This is a genomic window from Burkholderia crassaminum (assembly GCF_964265005.1).
Classification (GTDB): domain Bacteria; phylum Pseudomonadota; class Gammaproteobacteria; order Burkholderiales; family Burkholderiaceae; genus Burkholderia.
Genome location: NZ_OZ183799.1, coordinates 1,103,786 through 1,123,679, shown reverse-complemented (window position 1 = coordinate 1,123,679; position 19,894 = coordinate 1,103,786). Strand labels below are relative to the sequence as shown.

Below are 19,894 nucleotides of genomic sequence, written 5' to 3'. Positions count from 1 at the left end.
CCACGCTTTCCGATCGCCCCTGCCATGATCGCGCCCCGTCCGGCCGCCGCGTCGCACCCCGCATGAATGCCCTGACCGACGTCACCCGCGACCGCCCCGTCGCGCCGGCAGCCAGCCTCGCCGACCGCGCGTACGCGCTGATCCAGCGCGACATCATCACGATGCGCCTGAAGCCCGGCGCCGCGCTCAACGAAGCCGACCTCGTCGCACGCACCGGGATTGGCCGCACGCCGGTGCATCAGGCCGTGCATCGGCTCGTGCTCGAAGGGCTGCTGTCCGTGATGCCGCGCAAGGGATTGATGGTGCAGCCGCTGTCGCTCGATGACATCGTCGCGGTGATCGACGTGCGGCGCATCAACGAAGCGCACTGCGCGGAACTCGCCGCGCGCCACGCAACGCCCGACGATCTCGCGCGCCTGGCCGCGCTGCTCGCCGAAGGACAGGCATGTGTCGACACGCACGACGTCGAGGGCATGATGGAACTCGACCGCGCGTTCCACCAGGCGATCGCCGCGGCCGCGCGCAACGCGGTCCTCGCCGAGATCCTGCGCGCGCTGCACGAGCGCTCGCTGCGTTTCTGGTTCGTCACGCTGTCCGAACCGCACCATCTCGCCGACGTCCAGCACGAGCATCGCGAGCTGTTCGACCGGCTGTCCGCGCACGATGCTGCCGGCGCGCGCATAGCCGTCGAAAGCCATATCGATTCGTTCCGCTCCACGCTCCTTCAACATCTTCGCCCCTGAGCCGCCATGACCACTTTCACGCCCTTCCCCCCGCTCGCCCGGCTCGCCGCCGACCTCGCCGCCGGCCGGACCACGAGCCGCGCGCTCGTCGATACCGCGCTCGACCGGATCGCCGATCCGTCGGGCCAGGGCGCAGTCGTCTTCACCGAAGTCGATGCCGACAACGCGCGCGCGGCCGCCGACGCGCACGACCGGCTGCGCGCCGCGGGCACCGTGCTGTCGCCGCTCGCGGGCATTCCCGTGTCGGTCAAGGACCTGTTCGACGTCGCGGGCCAGGTGACGCGCGCGGGTTCACGCGTGCTCGACGGCGCGCCGGCAGCGCGCACCGATGCGGTCGCCGTCGCGCGGCTCAAGCGGGCGGGCGCGGTGCTGGTCGGCCGTACCAACATGAGCGAGTTCGCATTCTCGGGGCTCGGGCTGAATCCGCACTTCGGCCACCCGCGCTCGCCGTACCACCGCGACGTGCCGGGCGACGCGCGGATTTCCGGCGGCTCGTCGTCCGGCGCGGCGGCGTCCGTTGCCGACGGGATGGCCGCCGTCGCGCTCGGCACCGACACGGGTGGCTCGATCCGCATTCCGGCCGCCCTGTGCGGGCTGACGGGCTTCAAGCCGACCGCGAGCCGGATCCCGACGCAAGGCGGCGTGCCGCTGTCGACGACGCTCGACTCGTTCGGCCCGATCGGCCTGACCGTCGCCTGCTGTGCGCTCGTCGACCGGATGCTCGCGGGCCTCGAACCGCACGTGCCGGCCGCCCGGCCGCTCGAGGGCGTACGGCTCGGCGTGCTGACGAACTACGTGACGGACGGTGTCGATGCCGATGTCGCGGCCGCGCTCGACGCCGCGCTCAAGCATCTCGAAGCCGCCGGCGCGATCGTCACGGAAGTGCGCTTCCCGGCGCTCGACCGGCTGCCGGACATCAACCGCTTCGGCTTCTCGCCGATCGAGGCCTACGCGTGGCATCGCCCGCTGCTCGCCCAGCACCGCGACCGGTACGACCCGCGCGTGCTCACGCGGATCCTGAAGGGCGAACCCGCAAGCGCGGCCGACTATCTCGACCTGCTCGCCGCGCGCACGGCGATGCTCGACGAAGCCGCGCACACGGTCTGGTCGCGCTTCGATGCGCTCGTCGCGCCGACGGTGCCGGTCGTGCCGCCGCGTATCGCCGAACTCGAAGCGGACGACGCCGCGTTCACGCGCACCAACGCGCTGATCCTGCGCAACCCGAGCGCGTTCAACTTCCTCGACGCGTGCGCGCTGTCGCTGCCCTGCCATCCGCGCGACGCGGCGCCGGTCGGTCTGATGCTCGCGGCCGCACCGCATCGCGACGACGCGCTGCTTGCGATCGGCCAGGCGGTCGAGGCCGTGCTGAACACGATCCGCTGAGCGCGGCCAACCGAGCGCCGTCGGACAGGACGCGTGGTGCGGCAGGTCGCCGCACCCGCGCTGTCAGTTTCGTGCCAGACCGTTCGCGCTAAAATCGCGCGATTGTTTTCCGGACCGACCCACGAGGAACCCTGCCGACATGAACGACTACACGCTCGCCATCCGCCGCGAACGCCGCCTGCTGATGCTGCTCGGATGGGTGTGCATCGCCCTGCTGGCCGGTGCGCTCTACCTGCAGTACGTGAAGAACGAAGACCCCTGCCCGCTGTGCATCATCCAGCGCTACTTCTTCTGCGCGATCGGGATCTTCGCGTTCCTGGCTGCCGGGATCCGCAACTGGCGCGGCGTCTGGGTGCTCGAGCTGCTGATCGCGATCGCCGCGGCCGGCGGCGTCGGCACGGCCGCCCGGCATCTGACGATCCAGATGAATCCGGGCTTCAGCTGCGGCTTCGACACGCTGCAACCGATCGTCGACAGCCTGCCGCCCGCGCAGTGGTTCCCCGGCATGTTCAAGGTCGCCGGGCTGTGCGAGACCGTCTACCCGCCGATCTTCGGCATCCTGCTGCCCGGCTGGTCGCTGATCGGCTTCGCCGCGATCCTGATCGCCGTCGTCGCGAGCCTCTGGCGTCATCGTCGCAAGCTCGCGGCCTGACCGGCCGGTTTCATACCGGCCTGCGCGCGGCCCGCTCGCCCGGGCCGCACACCGCCCGCCCACGGAGCGCTCGCCGGCCCAGCCCGGCCGGTCGCCCCTGACTGGCCGCCCTGGGCGGCCCCGCGTAAACACCTACGCTGCCGCCGCCCGGATATCCGGGCGAACGCGCATCGCGCGACTTCCGCGCCCGGCCCCGCCACGCCTGCGTTTCGGCCCGACGTGCACGCATCGACGCCCCGATCCCGAGCGGCGGGCCTATGATCGACATGATCGCCTCCTGATAGCCCGGATCACCGCCCCGCGATGTTCCCTTCGCCTTGCGGTGCTATCTTCGTGACTGGATGGCGATCTACGTGCGCGAGGCCAGGCGGTCTCACCACCCCTGCGTAACGCGCGCCCGATCCGCAATGTCGACTGGATTCATCATGACAACGCAAACCATCCGCATCCGTCACCCTCATGGCGTCCGCTCATCCGGCGGTGCCGTCCGCACGCGCCGTCCGCGCGCTGCCGCCGCACCGCATCGGCCGTGCGGCCGGCCCGCCCCGCTCCCGTCCGTCCTCGTTGCCGCCACGCTCGCCAGCCCGCGCCGCGTGTCGCGCCGCGTCGTCCCGAACGGAGTGTGCTGATGGAAGCCTGGCTCGGCGATCTGCAGCAACTGCTCGCGCACGGCGAAGCGGCCGTGCTCGTGACGGTCGCGCATACCGACGGCTCCGCGCCGCGCGAAGCCGGCACCAAGATGCTCGTCACGCGCGACACGGCCCGCCATACAATCGGCGGCGGTCATCTGGAATGGAAGGCGATCGAGATCGCACGGCATCTGCTGAAGGATGGCGCGCACGTGCCGCACGCGCGCCGGCTCGAACGGCTCGCACTCGGCCCGAGCCTCGGCCAGTGCTGCGGCGGCGCCGTGGTGCTCGCGTTCGAGCGGCTCGACGTCGGCGATCTCGGCTGGATCATGTCGCTCGCGAAGCGTGTCGCGGCCGGCGCCGCGACCGTGCGTAGCGTATCATTCGGCCCCTCGCCGGGCGCGCCGCTGTTGAGCGAGCCCGAATCGGAAGCCGCGCGTGCCGACTGCCTGCTGTGGGAAACCGGTGGCGTGTCGCTGATGACCGAAACGATCGCGCCGTATGCGTTCCCCGTCGTGCTCTTCGGCGCCGGGCACATCGGCACCGCGCTCGTGAAGGTACTGGCGACGCTGCCGTGCCAGGTACGCTGGATCGACGGGCCCGATGCGGTGTTCCCGCCGGCCGACGCGCTCGCCGGCATCGGCAACCTCGCGATCGAAGCCGCCGCTGCCCCGGCGGACGCGGTCGACACGGCGGCGCCGCAGTCCTACTTCGTCGTGATGACGCACGACCACGCACTCGATTTCGTGCTGGCCGAGCGCATCCTGCGGCGCGGCGACTACGCGTACTTCGGGATGACCGGCTCGCACGCCAAACGCGTGCAGTTCGATCATCGCCTCGCGGCGATCGGCATCGACCCGGCCCAGGTCGCGCGGATGCGCTGCCCGATCGGTGTCGAAGGCATCATCGACAAGGCGCCCGAAGTGATCGCGATCTCGGTGGCTGCGCAATTGCTGCAGGCCGTCGAAGCGAACGCGTCCGCACAGGCTTCCCCTACCTACTGACCGACCAAGAACGACGCCATGACCCCGACATTCAAGGACAAGATTGCCCGCGCGCCGAAAGCGGAGCTGCACATCCATATCGAAGGCTCGCTCGAGCCCGAACTGATTTTTGCGCTCGCGCAGCGCAACGGCGTGAAGCTCGCGTACGACTCGATCGACGCGCTGCGCGCCGCGTACGCGTTCACCGACCTGCAGTCGTTCCTCGACATCTATTACGCCGGCGCGAGCGTGCTGCTGACCGAGCAGGATTTCTACGACATGACGGCCGCGTACTGCGAACGCGCGCTCGCCGACAACGTCGTCCATGCCGAACTGTTCTTCGATCCGCAGACGCACACCGAGCGTGGCGTGCCGATCGAGACGGTCGTTGCGGGCATCGAGCGTGCACTCGCCGATGCCGAACAGCGCGGGCTGTCGAGCAAGCTGATCCTGTGCTTCCTGCGCCACCTGTCCGAAGAGGACGCGCTCGCGACGTTCGAATCCGCGCTGCCGCTGTTCGAGCGCTATCGCCATCGCCTGATCGGCGTGGGCCTCGACTCGTCCGAGCTCGGCCATCCGCCCACCAAGTTCGCGCGCGTGTTCGAGAAGGCGCGCGCGCTCGGGCTGAAGCTCGTCGCGCACGCGGGCGAGGAAGGCCCGCCGGCCTATATCTACGAAGCGCTCGATGTCCTGAAGGTCGACCGGATCGACCACGGCGTGCGCAGCATCGAAGACGCGGCGCTGGTCGAACGCCTCGCCAAAACGCGCACCGCGCTGACCGTCTGCCCGCTGTCGAACCTGAAGCTGTGCGTGTTCGACGACATGGCGAAGCACACGCTGAAGGCGCTGCTCGATCGCGGCGTCGCGGTGACGATCAACTCCGACGATCCGGCCTATTTCGGCGGCTACGTCAATGAAAACTACTTCGCGACGGCCGAAGGGCTGCAGCTCACGGATGCCGAAGTCCATGCGGTGATCCGCAACGGCTTCGAGGCGTCGTTCATCGAACCGAAGCAGCGCGACGCACTGTACGCGCGCCTCGACGCGTACTGGCAGGCCGCGTGACGACCCGCATCGAGGAACGCTAGACAGATGAGACACGGCAACGGCATCCGCTTCGCGACCACCGGTTCGGCCTTGCGCCGCGGCGATCGCGTGCGTGCACGCATGGCGACGGCACTGTCCGTTGTCGCTCGCCTATGCCTGCCGTCGCGGTATGCCGTTCCGTTCGCCGCCGCATCGGTCGCGAGCGCAACGGCTGCGAGGTTAGCCGGCAACCACTGGCTGGCGGCTTCGGCCGCCACGTTCGCCCGCGCAATCGCCTTCGGTCGTGCCGCACGCAGCGTGCCGCAACTGCTCGCGAAGCACCGTCCCGCCCCCGTGCGGCGTCGATCGCTTTCTTCTGTTCGCCTTACCTTGATGCAGGACCATTCGTCATGACGCAAACCGCTTTCCGTTCCCAGCTGCTGACCTTCAACGGCGACCCGGCGCAATCGAGCCAGGCCGCGAACTACGAGGCCGACGGCCTCCTGATCGTCGCCGACGGCAAGGTCGTCGCGGCCGGCCCGTACGCGCAGCTCGCCGCGACGCTCGCGCGCGACGCGGTCGTCCACGACCTGAGCGACAAGCTGATCGTGCCCGGCTTCATCGACACGCACATCCACTACCCGCAGACGGACATGATCGCGTCGCCGGCGCCGGGCCTGCTGCCGTGGCTCGACAAGTACACGTTCCCGACCGAACGCCAGTTCGGCGACCCCGAGCATGCGCGCGAAGTCGCCGATTTCTTCGTCGACGAACTGCTCGCCTGCGGCACGACGAGCGCGCTCGTCTACTGCACGGTGCACAAGCAGTCGGCCGATGCGTTGTTCGCGGCAAGCGACGCGCGCGACCTGCGGATGATCGCGGGCAAGGTGCTGATGGACCGCAACTGCCCCGAGTTCCTGCGCGACACCGCGCAATCCGGTTACGACGACAGCGCCGAGCTGATCGACCGCTGGCACGGCAAGGGCCGCCAGATGTACGCGCTCACGCCGCGCTTTGCACCAACGTCGACCGAGGCCCAGCTCGAAGCGTGCGGCGAACTCGCGCGCCGCCATCCGGACGTATTCGTGCAGAGCCACGTCGCGGAGAACGTCGACGAGGTGAAATGGGTGGCCGAGCTGTTCCCCGGCCATCGCAGCTATCTCGACATCTACGACCGCTACGGGCTGCTGCGTCCGCGCGCGGTGTACGGCCACTGCATCCACCTCGACGACGAGGACCGCCGCCGGATGGCCGAGACGCGCACCGTCGTCGCGCACTGCCCGACGTCGAACTTCTTCCTCGGCAGCGGGCTGTTCGATTTCGACAAGGCCGGTGAATACGACGTGCCCGTCACGCTAGCGACCGACGTCGGCGGCGGCACGTCGTTCTCGATGCTGCAGACGATGAACGAGGCGCACAAGGTCGCGCGGCTGTCGGGGCATCACCTGACTGCAACGCGGATGTTCTGGCTCGCGACGGCCGGCGCCGCGCAGGCGCTCGACCTCGCCGATACGGTCGGCACGCTCGCGCCGCGCACCGAGGCCGACTTCGTCGTGCTCGATCCGCAGGCCACGCCGCTGCTCGCGCGCCGGACGAAGCGTGCGGATTCGCTCGAGGAGTTGCTGTTCGCGTTCGCGCTGCTCGGCGACGACCGCGCGGTGTACCGCACCTATGCGGCCGGCAAGCTCGTCCACGAGCGCGGCGCCGCGCGCCGCCCGGCTGCGTAACGGCGTTCCCGGGGACTCGTCCCGGCAGGCACGGGCATCCGCTGCCGTGTCTGCCGTGTCTGCCGTGTCTGCCGTGTCTGCCGTGTCTGCCGTGTCTGCCGTGTCTGCCGTGTCTGCCGTGTCTGCCGTGTCTGCCGTGTCTGCCGTGTCTGCCGGGTCTGCCGGGTCTGCCGGGTCTGCCGGGTCTGCCGGGTCTGCCGGGTCTGCCGGGTCTGCCGGGTCTGCCGGGTCTGCCGAGTCTGCCGAGTCTGCCGAGTCCGCCGAGTCCGCCGTACGGCCGGAGACTGCCGAACGCCGATCCCGCCCCGCCCCCAGGCGCCGCGCCGCCCGGCCGCTTTCCCGCACGCGACGCGCCGTGCTAGAATTCGCCGCTCATTGGGGAGTAGCCGCTCCGCTCGATGTCCCGCGCTCCCGGCGCGCATCGTGACGGAGGCGTCCGTCAACAGACTTGGCCGTACGGCCATGGCGGGCGCAGCCACCTAGGCCTGGCGAGACCGATGGTTCACAGTGCGCCGCATCAGGGCCCGGCGCACCGTGGATCGTCGCTCGCACGCACAACACCGGCCCGTGGAACCCCATCCGTGTCTCAAGCCTTCCTGATCTCCACCGGCGCCGTCGCCCTCGCTGAAATCGGCGACAAGACCCAATTGCTTTCCCTCGTACTGGCCGCGCGCTATCGCAAGCCGGTGCCGATCATTCTCGGCGTGCTCGTCGCGACGCTCGTGAATCACGGTTTCGCCGGCGCGCTCGGCGAATGGCTCGGTGCGCTCGTCACGCCGTCGATCATGCGCTGGGCGCTCGCGTTCTCGTTCATCGCGATGGGGTTGTGGATTCTCGTGCCGGACAAGCTCGATGCCGACGAAGCCAATGCCAACCGTTCGCGGCTCGGCGTGTTCGGTGCAACCCTCGTCGCGTTCTTCCTCGCGGAAATGGGCGACAAGACGCAGATCGCGACCGTCGCGCTGGCCGCGCGCTTCCAGGATTACATCGGCGTGGTGGCAGGCACGACGTTCGGGATGATGCTCGCGAACGTGCCGGCGATCCTGCTCGGCGACCGCTTCGCGCACCGCCTGCCGACCAGGCTCGTGCACGGGATCGCGGCCGTGCTGTTCGTCGTGCTCGGCGCGCTGGCGCTGCTGGGCGTCGGGGTCTGACGGGGAGGAAGATGGCGGGCGCGGCCGGACGGCCGCGCCGAGACTGACGCCGCGTTACTTCGCGGCGGCTGCACCCGAAGCGGGAGCCGCCGGCACCACGCGTTCGTTGGCGGCCGGTGCCGCCGGGCCCCCGCGCTTGTCGACCGGCAGCCGGACCGAGCGGACCGCGCCGTTCGACAGCGGGAAATCGGCGAGCGCGCTACGCGCGAGGAACGGCATCGCGTACAGCAGCGTGCCGTTGTCGCCGGTCGTGCGCGCGGACACGTTGTAGACCTCCTTGCCCGTCGCACGCTCGGTGATGCGGATGCCGAGCGTGTAGTCGAACACCTGGTACGTCTGCGCGACATAGCCGGCCGGCATCGGCCCCCAGGGCCCCCACGGGCCCCACGGCCCGCGCCCCCAGTACGGCCCGGGCGCGAACCACGGATCGTAATAGACCGGCTGCGGCACCGTCACCAGATCGCTGCCGACCGCATAGGTCAGCCCGACGAGATACCGCGCCTGCGCCTGCGGCACCTGCCGGAACGCATACGTGGACAGCTCGTTCGCGACGATCGGCTCGTAGGTCGACTGCTCGATGCTGTTCTTCTGCGCATCGGTGCGCGTGAACGCATAGGTGCGTGTCGCGTCGCTGCCGCTCCAGTCGGAGAAGGCCGTGACCTGGGTCGTCACGTAGCTGGTGCAGCCGGTCAGCAGCGCCACGCACAGCACTACCGCCCAGCCCGTACCGCGTTGAATCCATTCGCGTTTCATGTTGATCCTCTTCGATCCGTCACCCGTTCGTCGCACCGCGCGAACCGTAACGGGATGCCGATAATACGCGGACTCCCGGAACCGGTAAAAAGTTCGCCCGGCACGCAGCCGCAAGCCTTTGTACAATGGCCCGGTTCGCCCGGCCCGTGCCACGGGCCCGTCCCCCACTCCACCGATCTCGACGACCATGTCCGACAACGCCTCCTCCACCGTGATCCGCCGCGCCGACTACACGCCGCCGGCCTTCCTCATCGATGCCGTTGCGCTCGAATTCGATCTCGCGCCGGCCCGCACGATCGTCAGGAATACGATGCGCGTGCGCCGCAATCCGGACGCCGCGCCCGCGCCGCACCTGGAGCTGATGGGCGAAGCGCTCGAATTCCTCGGCGCTTGGGTCGATGGTGCGCCGCATGGCGCCGTGCGTGCGCACGAGCACGGACTGACCGTCGAGAACGTCCCCGATTCATTCGAGCTGACGCTCGAAAGCGCATGCGCGCCCGACCAGAATACGACGCTCTCGGGTCTCTATGTATCGAGCGGCAACTTCTTCACGCAGTGCGAAGCCGAAGGCTTTCGCCGCATCACCTACTTCCTCGATCGCCCGGACGTGATGGCGTCGTACATGGTGACGCTGCGCGCCGACAAGGCCGCCTACCCGGTGCTGCTGTCGAACGGCAACCTCGTCGATTCCGGCGACCTGCCCGACGGCCGCCACTTCGCGAAATGGGAAGACCCGTTCCGCAAGCCGAGCTACCTGTTCGCGCTCGTCGCGGGCAAGCTCGTCGCGATCGAGGAAAAGATCACGACCGGCTCGGGCAAGGAAAAGCTGCTGCAGGTGTGGGTCGAGCCGGCCGACCTCGACAAGACGCGTCACGCGATGGATTCGCTGATCCACTCGATCCGCTGGGACGAGAAGCGCTTCGGCCTCGAGCTCGATCTCGACCGCTTCATGATCGTCGCGGTCGGCGACTTCAACATGGGCGCGATGGAAAACAAGGGGCTCAACATCTTCAACACGAAGTACGTGCTGGCGAACCCCGAGACCGCAACCGATACCGACTTCGCGAACATCGAATCGGTGGTCGGCCACGAGTACTTCCACAACTGGACCGGCAACCGCGTGACCTGCCGCGACTGGTTCCAACTGAGCCTGAAGGAAGGCCTGACCGTGTTCCGCGACCAGGAATTCTCGGCCGACATGGCCGCGGGCGACGAAATCGACTCGGCGGCCCGCGCGGTCAAGCGCATCGAGGATGTGCGCGTGCTGCGCCAGTTGCAGTTCGCCGAGGACGCGGGCCCGATGGCGCACCCGGTGCGCCCGGAGAGCTACGTCGAGATCAACAACTTCTACACGATGACCGTCTACGAGAAAGGCTCGGAAGTCGTGCGGATGTACCAGACGCTGTTCGGCCGCGACGGCTTCCGCAAGGGGATGGACCTGTACTTCAAGCGTCATGACGGCCACGCGGTGACGTGCGACGACTTCCGTCACGCGATGGCCGACGCGAACGGGCGCGACCTCGCGCAGTTCGAGCGCTGGTACAGCCAGGCCGGCACGCCGCGCGTGTCGGTGCGCACCGCGTACGACGCGGCCGCGCGTCGTTATACGGTCACGCTCGCACAGGGCTACGGCGACGCGTCGCCGGCCGCGCGCGAAACGCAGCAGGGGCCGTTGCTGATTCCGTTCGCGATCGGCCTGATTGGCCGCGACGGCCGCGACCTGCCGCTGCGTCTGGACGGCGAAGCCGCCGCTGCAGGCACGACGCGCGTGCTCGATTTCACCGACACCGAGCAGACCTTCACGTTCGTCGACGTGCCGGAACAACCGCTGCCGTCGCTGCTGCGCAACTTCTCGTCGCCAGTGATCGTCGAGTACGACTACAGCGACGACGACCTCGCGTTCCTGCTCGCGCACGACAGCGATCCGTTCAACCGCTGGGAAGCCGGCCAGCGCCTCGCGACGCGCGCGCTGCTGACGCTCGCCGCACGTGCCACCACGAACGAGCCACTCACGCTCGGCGAGAACTTCGTCGCCGCATTCCGCCGCGTGCTGACCGACGCGACGCTGTCGCCTGCGTTCCGCGAACTCGCGCTGACGCTGCCGTCGGAAACCTACCTCGCCGACCAGATGGCGGAAGCCGATCCGGCCGCCGTGCATCGCGCACGCCAGTTCGTGCGCCGCCGGCTCGCCACCGCACTGCGCGCCGACTGGCTCGCTGCATACGAGCAGCACCAGACGCCCGGCGCCTATGAACCGACGCCCGAGGCGTCCGGCCGTCGCGCGCTGAAGAACCTCGCACTCGCGTATCTCGCCGAGCTCGAGGATCCGGCCGATGCCGTGCGCCTCGCGACCGCGCAATACGACTCGGCGAACAACATGACCGATCGCGCGGCTGCACTCGGCGCGCTGCTGTCCGCCGCGGCTGCCGGCGCGAACGAACCGGCCGCGCACGCGCTCGACGATTTCTACCGCCGCTTCGAGAAAGAAGCGCTCGTGATCGACAAGTGGTTCGCGATGCAAGCCGCGCAACGCGGTACGCCCGCGCAGCCGACGCTCGCGAAGGTTCGCAAGCTGCTCGCGCACCCCGCGTTCAACCTGAAGAATCCGAACCGCGCACGTTCGCTGATCTTCAGCTTCTGCGCGGCCAACCCCGCGCAATTCCACGCGGCGGACGGCTCGGGTTATGCGTTCTGGGCCGAACAGGTGCTCGCGCTCGACGCGATCAATCCGCAGGTCGCGGCACGTCTCGCCCGCTCGCTCGAACTGTGGCGCCGCTTCACGCCGGCGCTGCGCGACCGGATGCGCGAAGCGCTCGAGCAGGTCGCCGCCGGGGCGAAATCGCGCGACGTGCGCGAGATCGTCGAGAAGGCGCTCGCGTAACGCAATCGCCCGCATCACGCACGTGCGATACAGCCGGTGCCGCCAGTGGCGGCGCCGGCTTTTTATTGCGTGAGCATTGCCGGCCCCAGGCGCAGTCGCGGGGTCCGACCGCACCGCTTGCCGCCGCTGCGAAGCGCGTCCCGCCCGTCTCCGCCACCGGAAACCGGGCCGGCTCGGCCGCCCGGCCATGTAACCGGACGAAAAAAGCCGGCGGCACGGAAAGCACGGCGGGTAAAATTACGGCCATTCAAGGATTCTTTGGCCTTTCGGAGTCTGTCATGTCCATTGCCCGCCGCACCACGCTGTCGAAATTCCTGATCGAACAGCAACGTGAGACCAACAACCTCCCCGCCGACCTGCGCCTGCTGATCGAAGTCGTCGCACGCGCGTGCAAGGCGATCAGCTACAACGTGTCGAAGGGCGCGCTCGGCGAGGCGCTCGGCACCGCCGGCACCGAGAACGTCCAGGGCGAAGTGCAGAAGAAGCTCGACATCCTGTCGAACGAGATCCTGCTCGATGCGAACGAATGGGGCGGCAACCTCGCCGCGATGGCATCGGAAGAAATGGAAACCTTCTTCCCGATCCCGGCGAACTACCCGCGCGGCGAATACCTGCTCGTGTTCGATCCGCTCGACGGCTCGTCGAACATCGACGTGAACGTGTCGATCGGCACGATCTTCTCGGTGCTGCGCTGCCCGGACGGCAAGCAGGCCACCGAGGAATCGTTCCTGCAGCCCGGCACGCAGCAGGTCGCGGCCGGCTACGCCGTGTACGGCCCGCAGACGGTGTTCGTGCTGACGACCGGCAACGGCGTGAACTGCTTCACGCTCGACCGCGAAGTCGGCTCGTGGGTGCTCACGCAGAGCAACATGCAGATCCCGGCCGACACGCGCGAATACGCGATCAACGCCTCGAACGCCCGCCACTGGTACGACCCGGTCAAGCGCTACGTCGACGAACTGAACGCCGGCAAGGACGGCCCGCGCGGCGACAACTTCAACATGCGCTGGATCGCATCGATGGTCGCCGACGTGCACCGGATCCTGAACCGCGGCGGCATCTTCATGTACCCGGCCGACAAGCGGACGCCCGATCGTCCGGGCAAGCTTCGCCTGATGTACGAAGCGAATCCGATGTCGTTCATCGTCGAACAGGCAGGCGGCGCCGCGACGACCGGCACGCAGCGCATCATGGAAGTGCAGCCGACGGGCCTGCACCAGCGCGTGCCCGTGTTCCTTGGCTCGAAGAACGAAGTCGAGCGCGTCACCGGCTATCACGACGAAGCAAAATAATCGCACTGCAGCACTAGACGGAGGTGCGATGCGCAAGTACAATCGCGCCTCTTGATGTGGCCCTGACCGGTCGCATCACAGTGAAGTGAAAGCGGGAAGTCCGCCGGATCGAGGGTTTCGCGAAGCAGCAGCAACAAGCTGAAAAAAGTTCGCAAAAACCTATTGCCAAGATCTCGGATTTCACCATATAATTTCATTTCTCTGCTGCCGGTGTAGCTCAGTTGGTAGAGCAGCGCATTCGTAATGCGAAGGTCGTAGGTTCGACTCCTATCTCCGGCACCAAGACATAAAGGTCTGACAAGCATCGCTTGTCAGACCTTTTCTCTTTTCCGGCGCCGAAATCGTGCGCCCGCCCCCTCCCCGCACCCGTGCTGCTTGCGGGCATCCCCCGACTCACGCACCACGCGCCGACGACTACAATCGTCAAACACTCCCCCTCGCCCATTCATCATGCGCACCTGGCGTCTCGAACGAGCGCATCTCGCCGCGCAGCTGGACGTGTCCCGCGCAACACGCCTCGTCGCCGCGATCGGCGGCAACGAGCCGAACGCGTTCGCGACCGAAGTCCTGAAGCTGTTCGACGACGCGCTGTCCATCACGCAGTGCACGATCTTCGCGTACGAGTTCGGCAATCGCCCCCGCACGATGTCGGTCGCCGATCGTCGCGGCGGCCACTACCTGCGCGACCTCGCCGACACCTACGCACGACACTTCTACGCACTCGACGGCAACCAGCAAATCGTATCGACCGCTCATCGCGGCGCGCACCGGCACGACCTGCTGCTGCACCAGCAGGCAGGCGACGAGATCGATCACGAAGCGTATCGCGCCGCATGCTATCGCGGCCCCGACGTATCCGATCGGCTGGCGCTGCTGATGCAGCCCGACGATGCGACGTGGCTGTCGATCAACCTGTATCGCGCACATCGCAGCGGCGCGTTCCAACCGCGCGAGATCGCGGCGATCGAAACGCTCGCGCCACTGATCGCGCAGGCCGCGAAACATCACTACGCACTCGCCGGCGCGACGCAGATCGGCATCCCGCAACGGATGCTCGCGCGGTTACGCCATGCGTGCCCCGAATTGTCCAAGCGCGAACTCGACGTGCTGCGCGGCGTGCTCGAAGGCCAGACCGCGCACGAGATCGGCGAGACGATCGGCGTGAAGGCATCGAGCGTCGTCACCTATCAGAAGCGCGCGTACCGGCGCCTCGGCATTGCGAGCCAGCGCGAGCTGTTTGCGCTGTGCATGCAGCCCTGATGCGTCCCGGTTCGCGCCGAACGTAGCGCCGCCGCGCCTGCCGTACCCCGCTGTACCCGAAATGGGGACAACGGCGGCACGACCAGCTTCCATACTGCATCGACCCGTTGCACCCATCGCATCGCCGATGTGCGCACGTCGAACCAGACCACAGTGGAAGCCAACGATGACCATCGCGTTCAAACCCTATCCGTTCGTCGCCGAACACTATCCCGCACATCTGCCGGACCGCGTCGCCGGCATCGATGCGCACCAGCATCGCGTCGCGATCGTCGGCGGCGGCCCCGTGGGCCTGGCCGTCGCGCTCGGCCTCGCGAATCACGGCATCCGCAGCGTGCTGATCGAGGCCGACGACGCGGTCTGCCACGGCAGCCGCGCCATCTGCATCTCGCGGCGCAGCCTCGAGATCATCGAGCGGCTCGGTGCGCTCGACGATTTCCTGCGCACGGGGCTGCCGTGGACTGGGGGACGCAGCTTCTACCGTCGCGACGAAGTGCTGCATTTCACGATGCCGCAGGACGAAAACCAGAAGCTGCCGCCGATGGTGAATCTCGCGCAGTATCACATCGAGCAGTTCCTGCTCGACGCCGCGCTGCGCCGTCGCGAACTCATCGAGATCCGCTGGCAGACAAAACTCACCGGGCTGACCCGGCAACCGAACGGTGTGCGCCTCGACGTCGACACGCCACTCGGTGGCTACGCGCTCGACGCCGACTGGGTCGTCGCGTGCGACGGCGGACGCAGCACGATGCGCGACGCGCTCGGCCTGTCGCTCCGGGGCACGAGCTACGAGGGCCGCTACGTGATCGTCGACATCGCACTCGACAGCGACCGGCCGGCCGAACGACTCGCGTACTTCGATCCGTCGTCGAACCCGGGCTCGACGGTGCTCGTTCACAAGCAGCCCGACAACGTGTGGCGGATCGACTACCAGCTGCGCGACGATGAGGATGCCGAAGCGGCCGTGAAGCCGGAGAACGTGATCCCGCGCGTACAGAACCTGCTCGACATGATGGGCGAGCGTGGCGACTGGTCGCCGATCTGGATCACGATCTACAAGGCGAACGCGCTGACGCTCGAACGCTATCGACACGGCCGCGTGCTGTTCTGCGGCGACGCTGCGCATCTCGTGCCGATCTTCGGCGTGCGCGGCGCGAATTCGGGCATCGACGATGCCGACAACCTTGCATGGAAACTCGCGTACGTGACGCGCGGGCTCGCTTCGGACACGTTGCTCGACAGCTACTCGAACGAACGCGTGTTCGCGACGCACGAGAACCTCCGCTACGGCACGAAGAGCACCGAGTTCATGGCGCCGCCGTCATTTGCCTTCGAACTGATGCGCAAGGCCGTGCTGTCGCTCGCGGTCCGGCATCCGGCACTGCGCTCGCTGATCAATCCGCGCCAGACGACGGCCATCGCGTATGCGACGTCGTCGCTCAATGCAGCCGAACGCGACACGTTTGCAGCCGGCCCCGCGCCCGGCACGGTGCTCGCCGAATGCCCGCTGATGCGGTACGCGGCGCACGGCAGCGACATGCGCCTCGGCCACCTGACCGACCTCGTCGCCCCGCGCTTCACCGCGTTCTGCTTCACCTCCGACGGCGTGCCCGATGCGGCGCTGGCGGATCTCGAACAGCGCCTGCAGGCTGCCGGGATACCGTTCGCGCTCGTCACGCTCGCACGGCATGCGGCGCCGCGGCAACCGGCTTGCGGCGGCCATGACGTCGACGGCCGGCTGTTCGACCTGTACGGCGCGCGCGACGGCACCGTCTATCTCGTGCGTCCGGACGGTCACGTACTCGGCCGCTGGCACGACGCACGCGCCGGCGACGTGGCCGCCGCGCTCGAACGCGCACTCCATCCGCGCGCATCCACCGATCTCCAGGAAACCGCATGATGACCGACACCGAACGCGATACGCTCTACACCGACCTGTGCCGCACGATGACGCGGATCGGTGAAGCCGATGCGTCGCTCTTTCTCGCCCGCTTCGCACTGCTGTCGATCGAGGCGATCGGCGATACCGCGACCGTCGCACGACTGATCGCCGACGCAGGCGACGGACTGCCCGATGCGGGCATGCAAGCATCGACGCACGACAGCCAAGGTTCCTGACTGACTGGCTTCAACGACGACCATTTATTACAAACTCATTTCACCACGCATCGCCCGCGCACAAGTCGCGCCGTATGCAGACGAATTCCCTGGAAAATCCGGTTAAGGGTGCATAACATTACTTAACGATTCCGACCCGTCTATCGCGTTACATTGCGTGGGCGGCGCGGCGGGTCGCAATGCCGCCTTCATTCAGCTTGCGGCGACACAGCCGGCGTCCGGTCATTCGACACAACACAAGGAGAGGACAACCATGACTCATGGCTTGATTATGTGGCTCATCATCGGCGCGATCGCCGGCTGGCTTGCCGGCTTGCTCGTCAAAGGCGGCGGCTTCGGGCTGATCGTCGACATCATCGTCGGGATCGTCGGCGCGGTGATCGGCGGTTGGCTCGCCGGCTTGCTCGGCATCAGCATCGGCAGCGGCTTCATCGGATCGGTGATTGTCGCGGTCGTCGGCGCGGTGATCCTGCTGTTCGTGATCCGGCTATTCAAGCGAGCGGCCTGACGCTTCTCTCCACGCGCCTTCGGGCGCGTTTTCGCATCAGGCCGGCGCGCGGCCCGTTCGCCGCGCGCCGTCACCCCGCTCAGCGCTTCACGCGCTGCAGCCAGCCGTCGAGCACGTCGGCCGTCAGCAATCCGCTTCGCGTGCGCCATCGCGTCCGATCCACACGGTGCGCGGTATGTCCCCTCTCCATCCCGCATCGAGCGCCGCCTTCAGACGTTCGGGCATCGGTTCGTCGTTTGCATGCTGCGCGACCTGCGGCGGAAAGTTCATCTGCGCGAGCGGTTGCTTCTGCTGCGCGGGCGCGGCCTGCATGCTCATGTGCGTGGCGTGCGAATCGGCGGCGTTCGGCACGTCGAGGGTGTCGTGCGCACCGGCAGCGCCAGCAACGCGAACCACGGCGCGCCGCCTGCCGCGAGTGATCTCACAGCGCCCATTTCAGTTCCCCATAGAAAGTGCGGCCCGGATACGGGTGGAACACGTAGTAGCGGCGATCCGTCAGGTTGTCGATGCCGACCGACGCCGTCCAATGACGGTCGAAGCGGTAGCGCGCCTTCAGGTCGACGATCGTGAACGAGCTCGTGCCGCCGTAGACATCCGGGTTCACGTCGCTGTTGTCGAGCGTGTTGAACTGGCGGCCCGAATAGCGCAAGCCGACGCTCGCGAGCCAGTGCTCGTCGAAGCGATACGATGCGAGCAGGTTCGCCCGCATGCGCGGAATACGCGGAAAGCGCGAGCCGACGTACGCGGGATTCGCGGCATCGGCGAGGATCTGCGCGTTACTCGCCGACACGTTCGCGTCGAGACCGAGCCCGCGCATCCCGACGTTCTCGCCGCTGAACGCGAGTTCGACACCGCGCACGCGCACGTGATCGACGTTCGAGATGTTGGTCACCGTCGTCGCGCCCGACACCGTCGTCTGGCTGTAGATCGAATCGCGCAGATCGCTCTGGAACACACTGGCTCGCACGACGCCGACACCCACGTCGCGTTCGGCCGTGAAGTCCCAGTCGATCGCCTTTTCCGGCCGCAGGTTCGGGTTGTTGCTGACGATCGCGTTGTTCGAGATCGTGCCCTGGAACAGTTCGCCGACCGTCGGAAACCGCGTGCCGGTCGCGAACGACAGCCGGAAGCGCCAGACGTCGGTTGCATCCCATTGCAACGCAACTTTCGGCGACAGCGCATTCGCGCTGCGGTCTGCATAACCAAGCGTGCCGCTCGCGTTACCGAGCGCGCCGCCGTACGCATCCCAGCGCTCGTAGCGCAGCCCCAGCGTCGCGAGCCAGCCCGGCGCGAAACGCCACGCATCCTGCCCGAACAGCGCCTGTGTGCGCGTGTCGCCACGATAGACGCTCGACAGCGACGTGGTCGGCCCGGCCAGCCAGTCGGCCGTGTTGTACGTGACGTTGCGCAGGAAGTAGTTGTCGTAGTGATAGCCGAACGTGAACGTGTGGCCCTTCACTTCCGGCGCCTCGGCCTTCAGGTCGAGCGTGCGCCAGCCGGTGCCGTCGCCCTGGAACAGCGTGCCCGCGCCGCCCTGCACGGTCGACGCCGCGCGCAGCACGTCGCGCGACACGTCGTACGCGGATACGACGCCCGACAGCCGCCAGCCCGAATCGAGCCGACCGTTCAGGCCGAGCGCGTACAGCCAGTTTTCCTGGTCGCCGCGCTGCGGCGCGAATGCGTTCGGCGCAACGGTCATGTTCTGGCCGCCGATCGACACGTTGCCGCCGTAGACCGGATTGCCGGCCGCATCGCGCAAAAAGGTTTCGCCGTGCTGCCGGTAATGGTTCTCCCAATGCCCGAGCGTGAGCGTCGCATCGACGTGGTCGGTGAACGCATAGCCCATCCGGACCGTCTCGTTGAGCTGTTCGGTCCGCTCGATCGTCTGCGCGCCGACGATCGTCCGCGGCTTGCCGTTGGGCCCGATGTCGGCCGCGGCGCCCGTCACGGGCACGGCGGCGCCCAACTTCGGGTTGTAGGCTGAATTGGGGCTCGCATACTGCATCGGCTGACCGTTGTTCTCGAGCCGGTCGAGCGACAGCGCGAACCAGAACCGGCCGACACGGTTGGCGATCCGCGCGGTCTGGTGATTGCCGCCGAAGCTGTCCGCGAATCCGTAGCCATCGTGGTAGCGCTGCGTAAAGAACTGCGTCGACAGCGAAGCCTCCAGCTTTTCCGGGCGGCGCGTCGTGAGCAGCACGGTCGAGCCGATCGAGTTGCCCGGATACAGCGCGGAAAAGGGGCCATAGAGCACGTCGACGCGCGCGATATCGTCTGGCGGAATCAGCGACCAGCGCGGCGGGTACGCGTAGCTCGAGCCGAGCAGGTTCGACAGCAGCACACCGTCCGCGTAGACGAGCCCGCGCGCGCTCTGCAGTTCGTTGAAGTCGCGACCGGCGAACACGCTGTTGCGGTCGCCGATATAGCGCTTGCGGACCATCAGGTTCGGCGCGTACTTCAGCGCGTCCTCGGTGGTGACATTGGTGTGTGATTCGATCTGCTCGCGCGTGATCGATGTGACGACGGCCGGCGTATCCGGATCGACCGGTTGCCGCTGCGCGGTCACGCTGACGGCGGTCAGCGTATCGCCAGCAGGCGCCGGCGACAGGGTTGCGACAGTGGATGCCGGCGCGGCGGCATCGGCGCGACGCTCGATACCACGGCGGGCGGTTTCGACACGCGTATCGTCCGTTGAGGCCGCATGGGCGGCAGGCCACGCGAAAGCGGCCACGCATGCGAGCGCGAGCCGGCCGCCCGATGGCCGCGCGGCGAAGGGAGAGGACAT

At 67.8% G+C, this 19,894-nt stretch carries 16 protein-coding genes, 1 tRNA gene, 2 pseudogenes and 1 riboswitch; of the genes and pseudogenes, 15 read left to right on the top strand and 4 right to left on the bottom strand.

Going from position 1 to position 19,894, the window contains the following annotated elements; all coding sequences use genetic code 11:
• Positions 1–62 precede the first annotated feature (62 nt).
• The 8 genes from ACPTTF_RS05165 to ACPTTF_RS05130 all read left to right on the top strand — a co-directional run bounded on the left by ACPTTF_RS05165 (position 63) and on the right by ACPTTF_RS05130 (position 8,297).
• A complete protein-coding gene (locus ACPTTF_RS05165) occupies positions 63–743 on the top strand; it encodes a GntR family transcriptional regulator (RefSeq protein ID WP_423370471.1) in 681 nt (226 codons plus the stop codon).
• Between the two features lie 6 nt (positions 744–749).
• Positions 750–2,126, top strand: a complete 1,377-nt coding sequence (locus tag ACPTTF_RS05160; RefSeq protein WP_166957425.1) for an amidase — start codon at positions 750–752, stop codon at positions 2,124–2,126.
• 139 nt (positions 2,127–2,265) lie between these two features.
• Entirely contained in the window at positions 2,266–2,778 is a 513-nt protein-coding gene (locus tag ACPTTF_RS05155) for a disulfide bond formation protein B (protein WP_166957423.1), read from the top strand.
• A 628-nt stretch (positions 2,779–3,406) separates the two neighbouring features.
• On the top strand, positions 3,407–4,411 hold the full coding sequence (gene xdhC, locus ACPTTF_RS05150) for a xanthine dehydrogenase accessory protein XdhC (RefSeq protein WP_423370470.1): 1,005 nt from the start codon (positions 3,407–3,409) through the stop codon (positions 4,409–4,411).
• Positions 4,412–4,429: 18 nt separating this feature from the next.
• Entirely contained in the window at positions 4,430–5,455 is a 1,026-nt protein-coding gene (locus ACPTTF_RS05145; protein ID WP_423370469.1) for an adenosine deaminase, read from the top strand.
• A gap of 27 nt (positions 5,456–5,482) precedes the next feature.
• Positions 5,483–5,830, top strand: coding sequence for a hypothetical protein (locus ACPTTF_RS05140; RefSeq protein WP_423370468.1), 348 nt, complete (start codon positions 5,483–5,485; stop codon positions 5,828–5,830).
• Positions 5,827–7,143 (top strand): guanine deaminase, encoded by a 1,317-nt coding sequence (gene guaD / locus ACPTTF_RS05135; protein WP_166957417.1) that lies wholly within the window; start codon positions 5,827–5,829, stop codon positions 7,141–7,143. The genes ACPTTF_RS05140 and guaD overlap by 4 nt, the downstream gene beginning before the upstream one ends.
• A gap of 365 nt (positions 7,144–7,508) precedes the next feature.
• Positions 7,509–7,646: riboswitch (yybP-ykoY riboswitch) on the top strand.
• A 78-nt stretch (positions 7,647–7,724) separates the two neighbouring features.
• Positions 7,725–8,297 (top strand): TMEM165/GDT1 family protein, encoded by a 573-nt coding sequence (locus tag ACPTTF_RS05130; protein WP_059529589.1) that lies wholly within the window; start codon positions 7,725–7,727, stop codon positions 8,295–8,297.
• A gap of 54 nt (positions 8,298–8,351) precedes the next feature.
• On the opposite strand, the gene ACPTTF_RS05125 is transcribed toward ACPTTF_RS05130, so the two are convergent.
• On the bottom strand, positions 8,352–9,050 hold the full coding sequence (locus ACPTTF_RS05125) for a DUF4136 domain-containing protein (protein WP_423370467.1): 699 nt from the start codon (positions 9,048–9,050) through the stop codon (positions 8,352–8,354).
• A 187-nt stretch (positions 9,051–9,237) separates the two neighbouring features.
• Between ACPTTF_RS05125 and pepN the strand changes: the two genes are divergently transcribed.
• The 7 genes from pepN to ACPTTF_RS05090 all read left to right on the top strand — a co-directional run bounded on the left by pepN (position 9,238) and on the right by ACPTTF_RS05090 (position 17,109).
• Positions 9,238–11,931 (top strand): aminopeptidase N, encoded by a 2,694-nt coding sequence (gene pepN, locus ACPTTF_RS05120; protein ID WP_423370466.1) that lies wholly within the window; start codon positions 9,238–9,240, stop codon positions 11,929–11,931.
• Between the two features lie 278 nt (positions 11,932–12,209).
• The gene (locus ACPTTF_RS05115) at positions 12,210–13,223 is read left to right on the top strand and encodes a class 1 fructose-bisphosphatase (protein ID WP_166957411.1); all 1,014 of its coding nucleotides are present in this window, start codon (positions 12,210–12,212) and stop codon (positions 13,221–13,223) included.
• A gap of 206 nt (positions 13,224–13,429) precedes the next feature.
• Positions 13,430–13,505 (top strand) — tRNA-Thr (locus ACPTTF_RS05110).
• A gap of 168 nt (positions 13,506–13,673) precedes the next feature.
• Positions 13,674–14,483, top strand: coding sequence for a helix-turn-helix transcriptional regulator (locus ACPTTF_RS05105; RefSeq protein WP_423370465.1), 810 nt, complete (start codon positions 13,674–13,676; stop codon positions 14,481–14,483).
• 166 nt (positions 14,484–14,649) lie between these two features.
• Positions 14,650–16,383: an FAD-dependent oxidoreductase gene (locus ACPTTF_RS05100; protein WP_423370464.1), complete on the top strand. Its 1,734-nt coding sequence runs from the start codon at positions 14,650–14,652 to the stop codon at positions 16,381–16,383.
• Positions 16,380–16,601: a hypothetical protein gene (locus tag ACPTTF_RS05095; RefSeq protein ID WP_423370463.1), complete on the top strand. Its 222-nt coding sequence runs from the start codon at positions 16,380–16,382 to the stop codon at positions 16,599–16,601. The genes ACPTTF_RS05100 and ACPTTF_RS05095 overlap by 4 nt, the downstream gene beginning before the upstream one ends.
• A 253-nt stretch (positions 16,602–16,854) precedes the next feature.
• On the top strand, positions 16,855–17,109 hold the full coding sequence (locus ACPTTF_RS05090) for a GlsB/YeaQ/YmgE family stress response membrane protein (protein WP_027788093.1): 255 nt from the start codon (positions 16,855–16,857) through the stop codon (positions 17,107–17,109).
• Between the two features lie 79 nt (positions 17,110–17,188).
• Here ACPTTF_RS05090 and ACPTTF_RS05085 read toward each other — a convergent pair.
• The 3 genes and pseudogenes from ACPTTF_RS05085 to ACPTTF_RS05075 form a co-directional block, all read right to left on the bottom strand.
• Positions 17,189–17,394: pseudogene (locus tag ACPTTF_RS05085) on the bottom strand (TlpA family protein disulfide reductase); the annotation flags it as partial.
• A pseudogene (locus ACPTTF_RS05080) lies at positions 17,383–17,543 on the bottom strand (exo-alpha-sialidase); the annotation flags it as partial. The pseudogenes ACPTTF_RS05080 and ACPTTF_RS05085, both read right to left, overlap by 12 nt.
• Positions 17,531–19,894, bottom strand: a complete 2,364-nt coding sequence (locus ACPTTF_RS05075) for a TonB-dependent receptor (protein ID WP_423370462.1) — start codon at positions 19,892–19,894, stop codon at positions 17,531–17,533. The pseudogene ACPTTF_RS05080 and the gene ACPTTF_RS05075, both read right to left, overlap by 13 nt.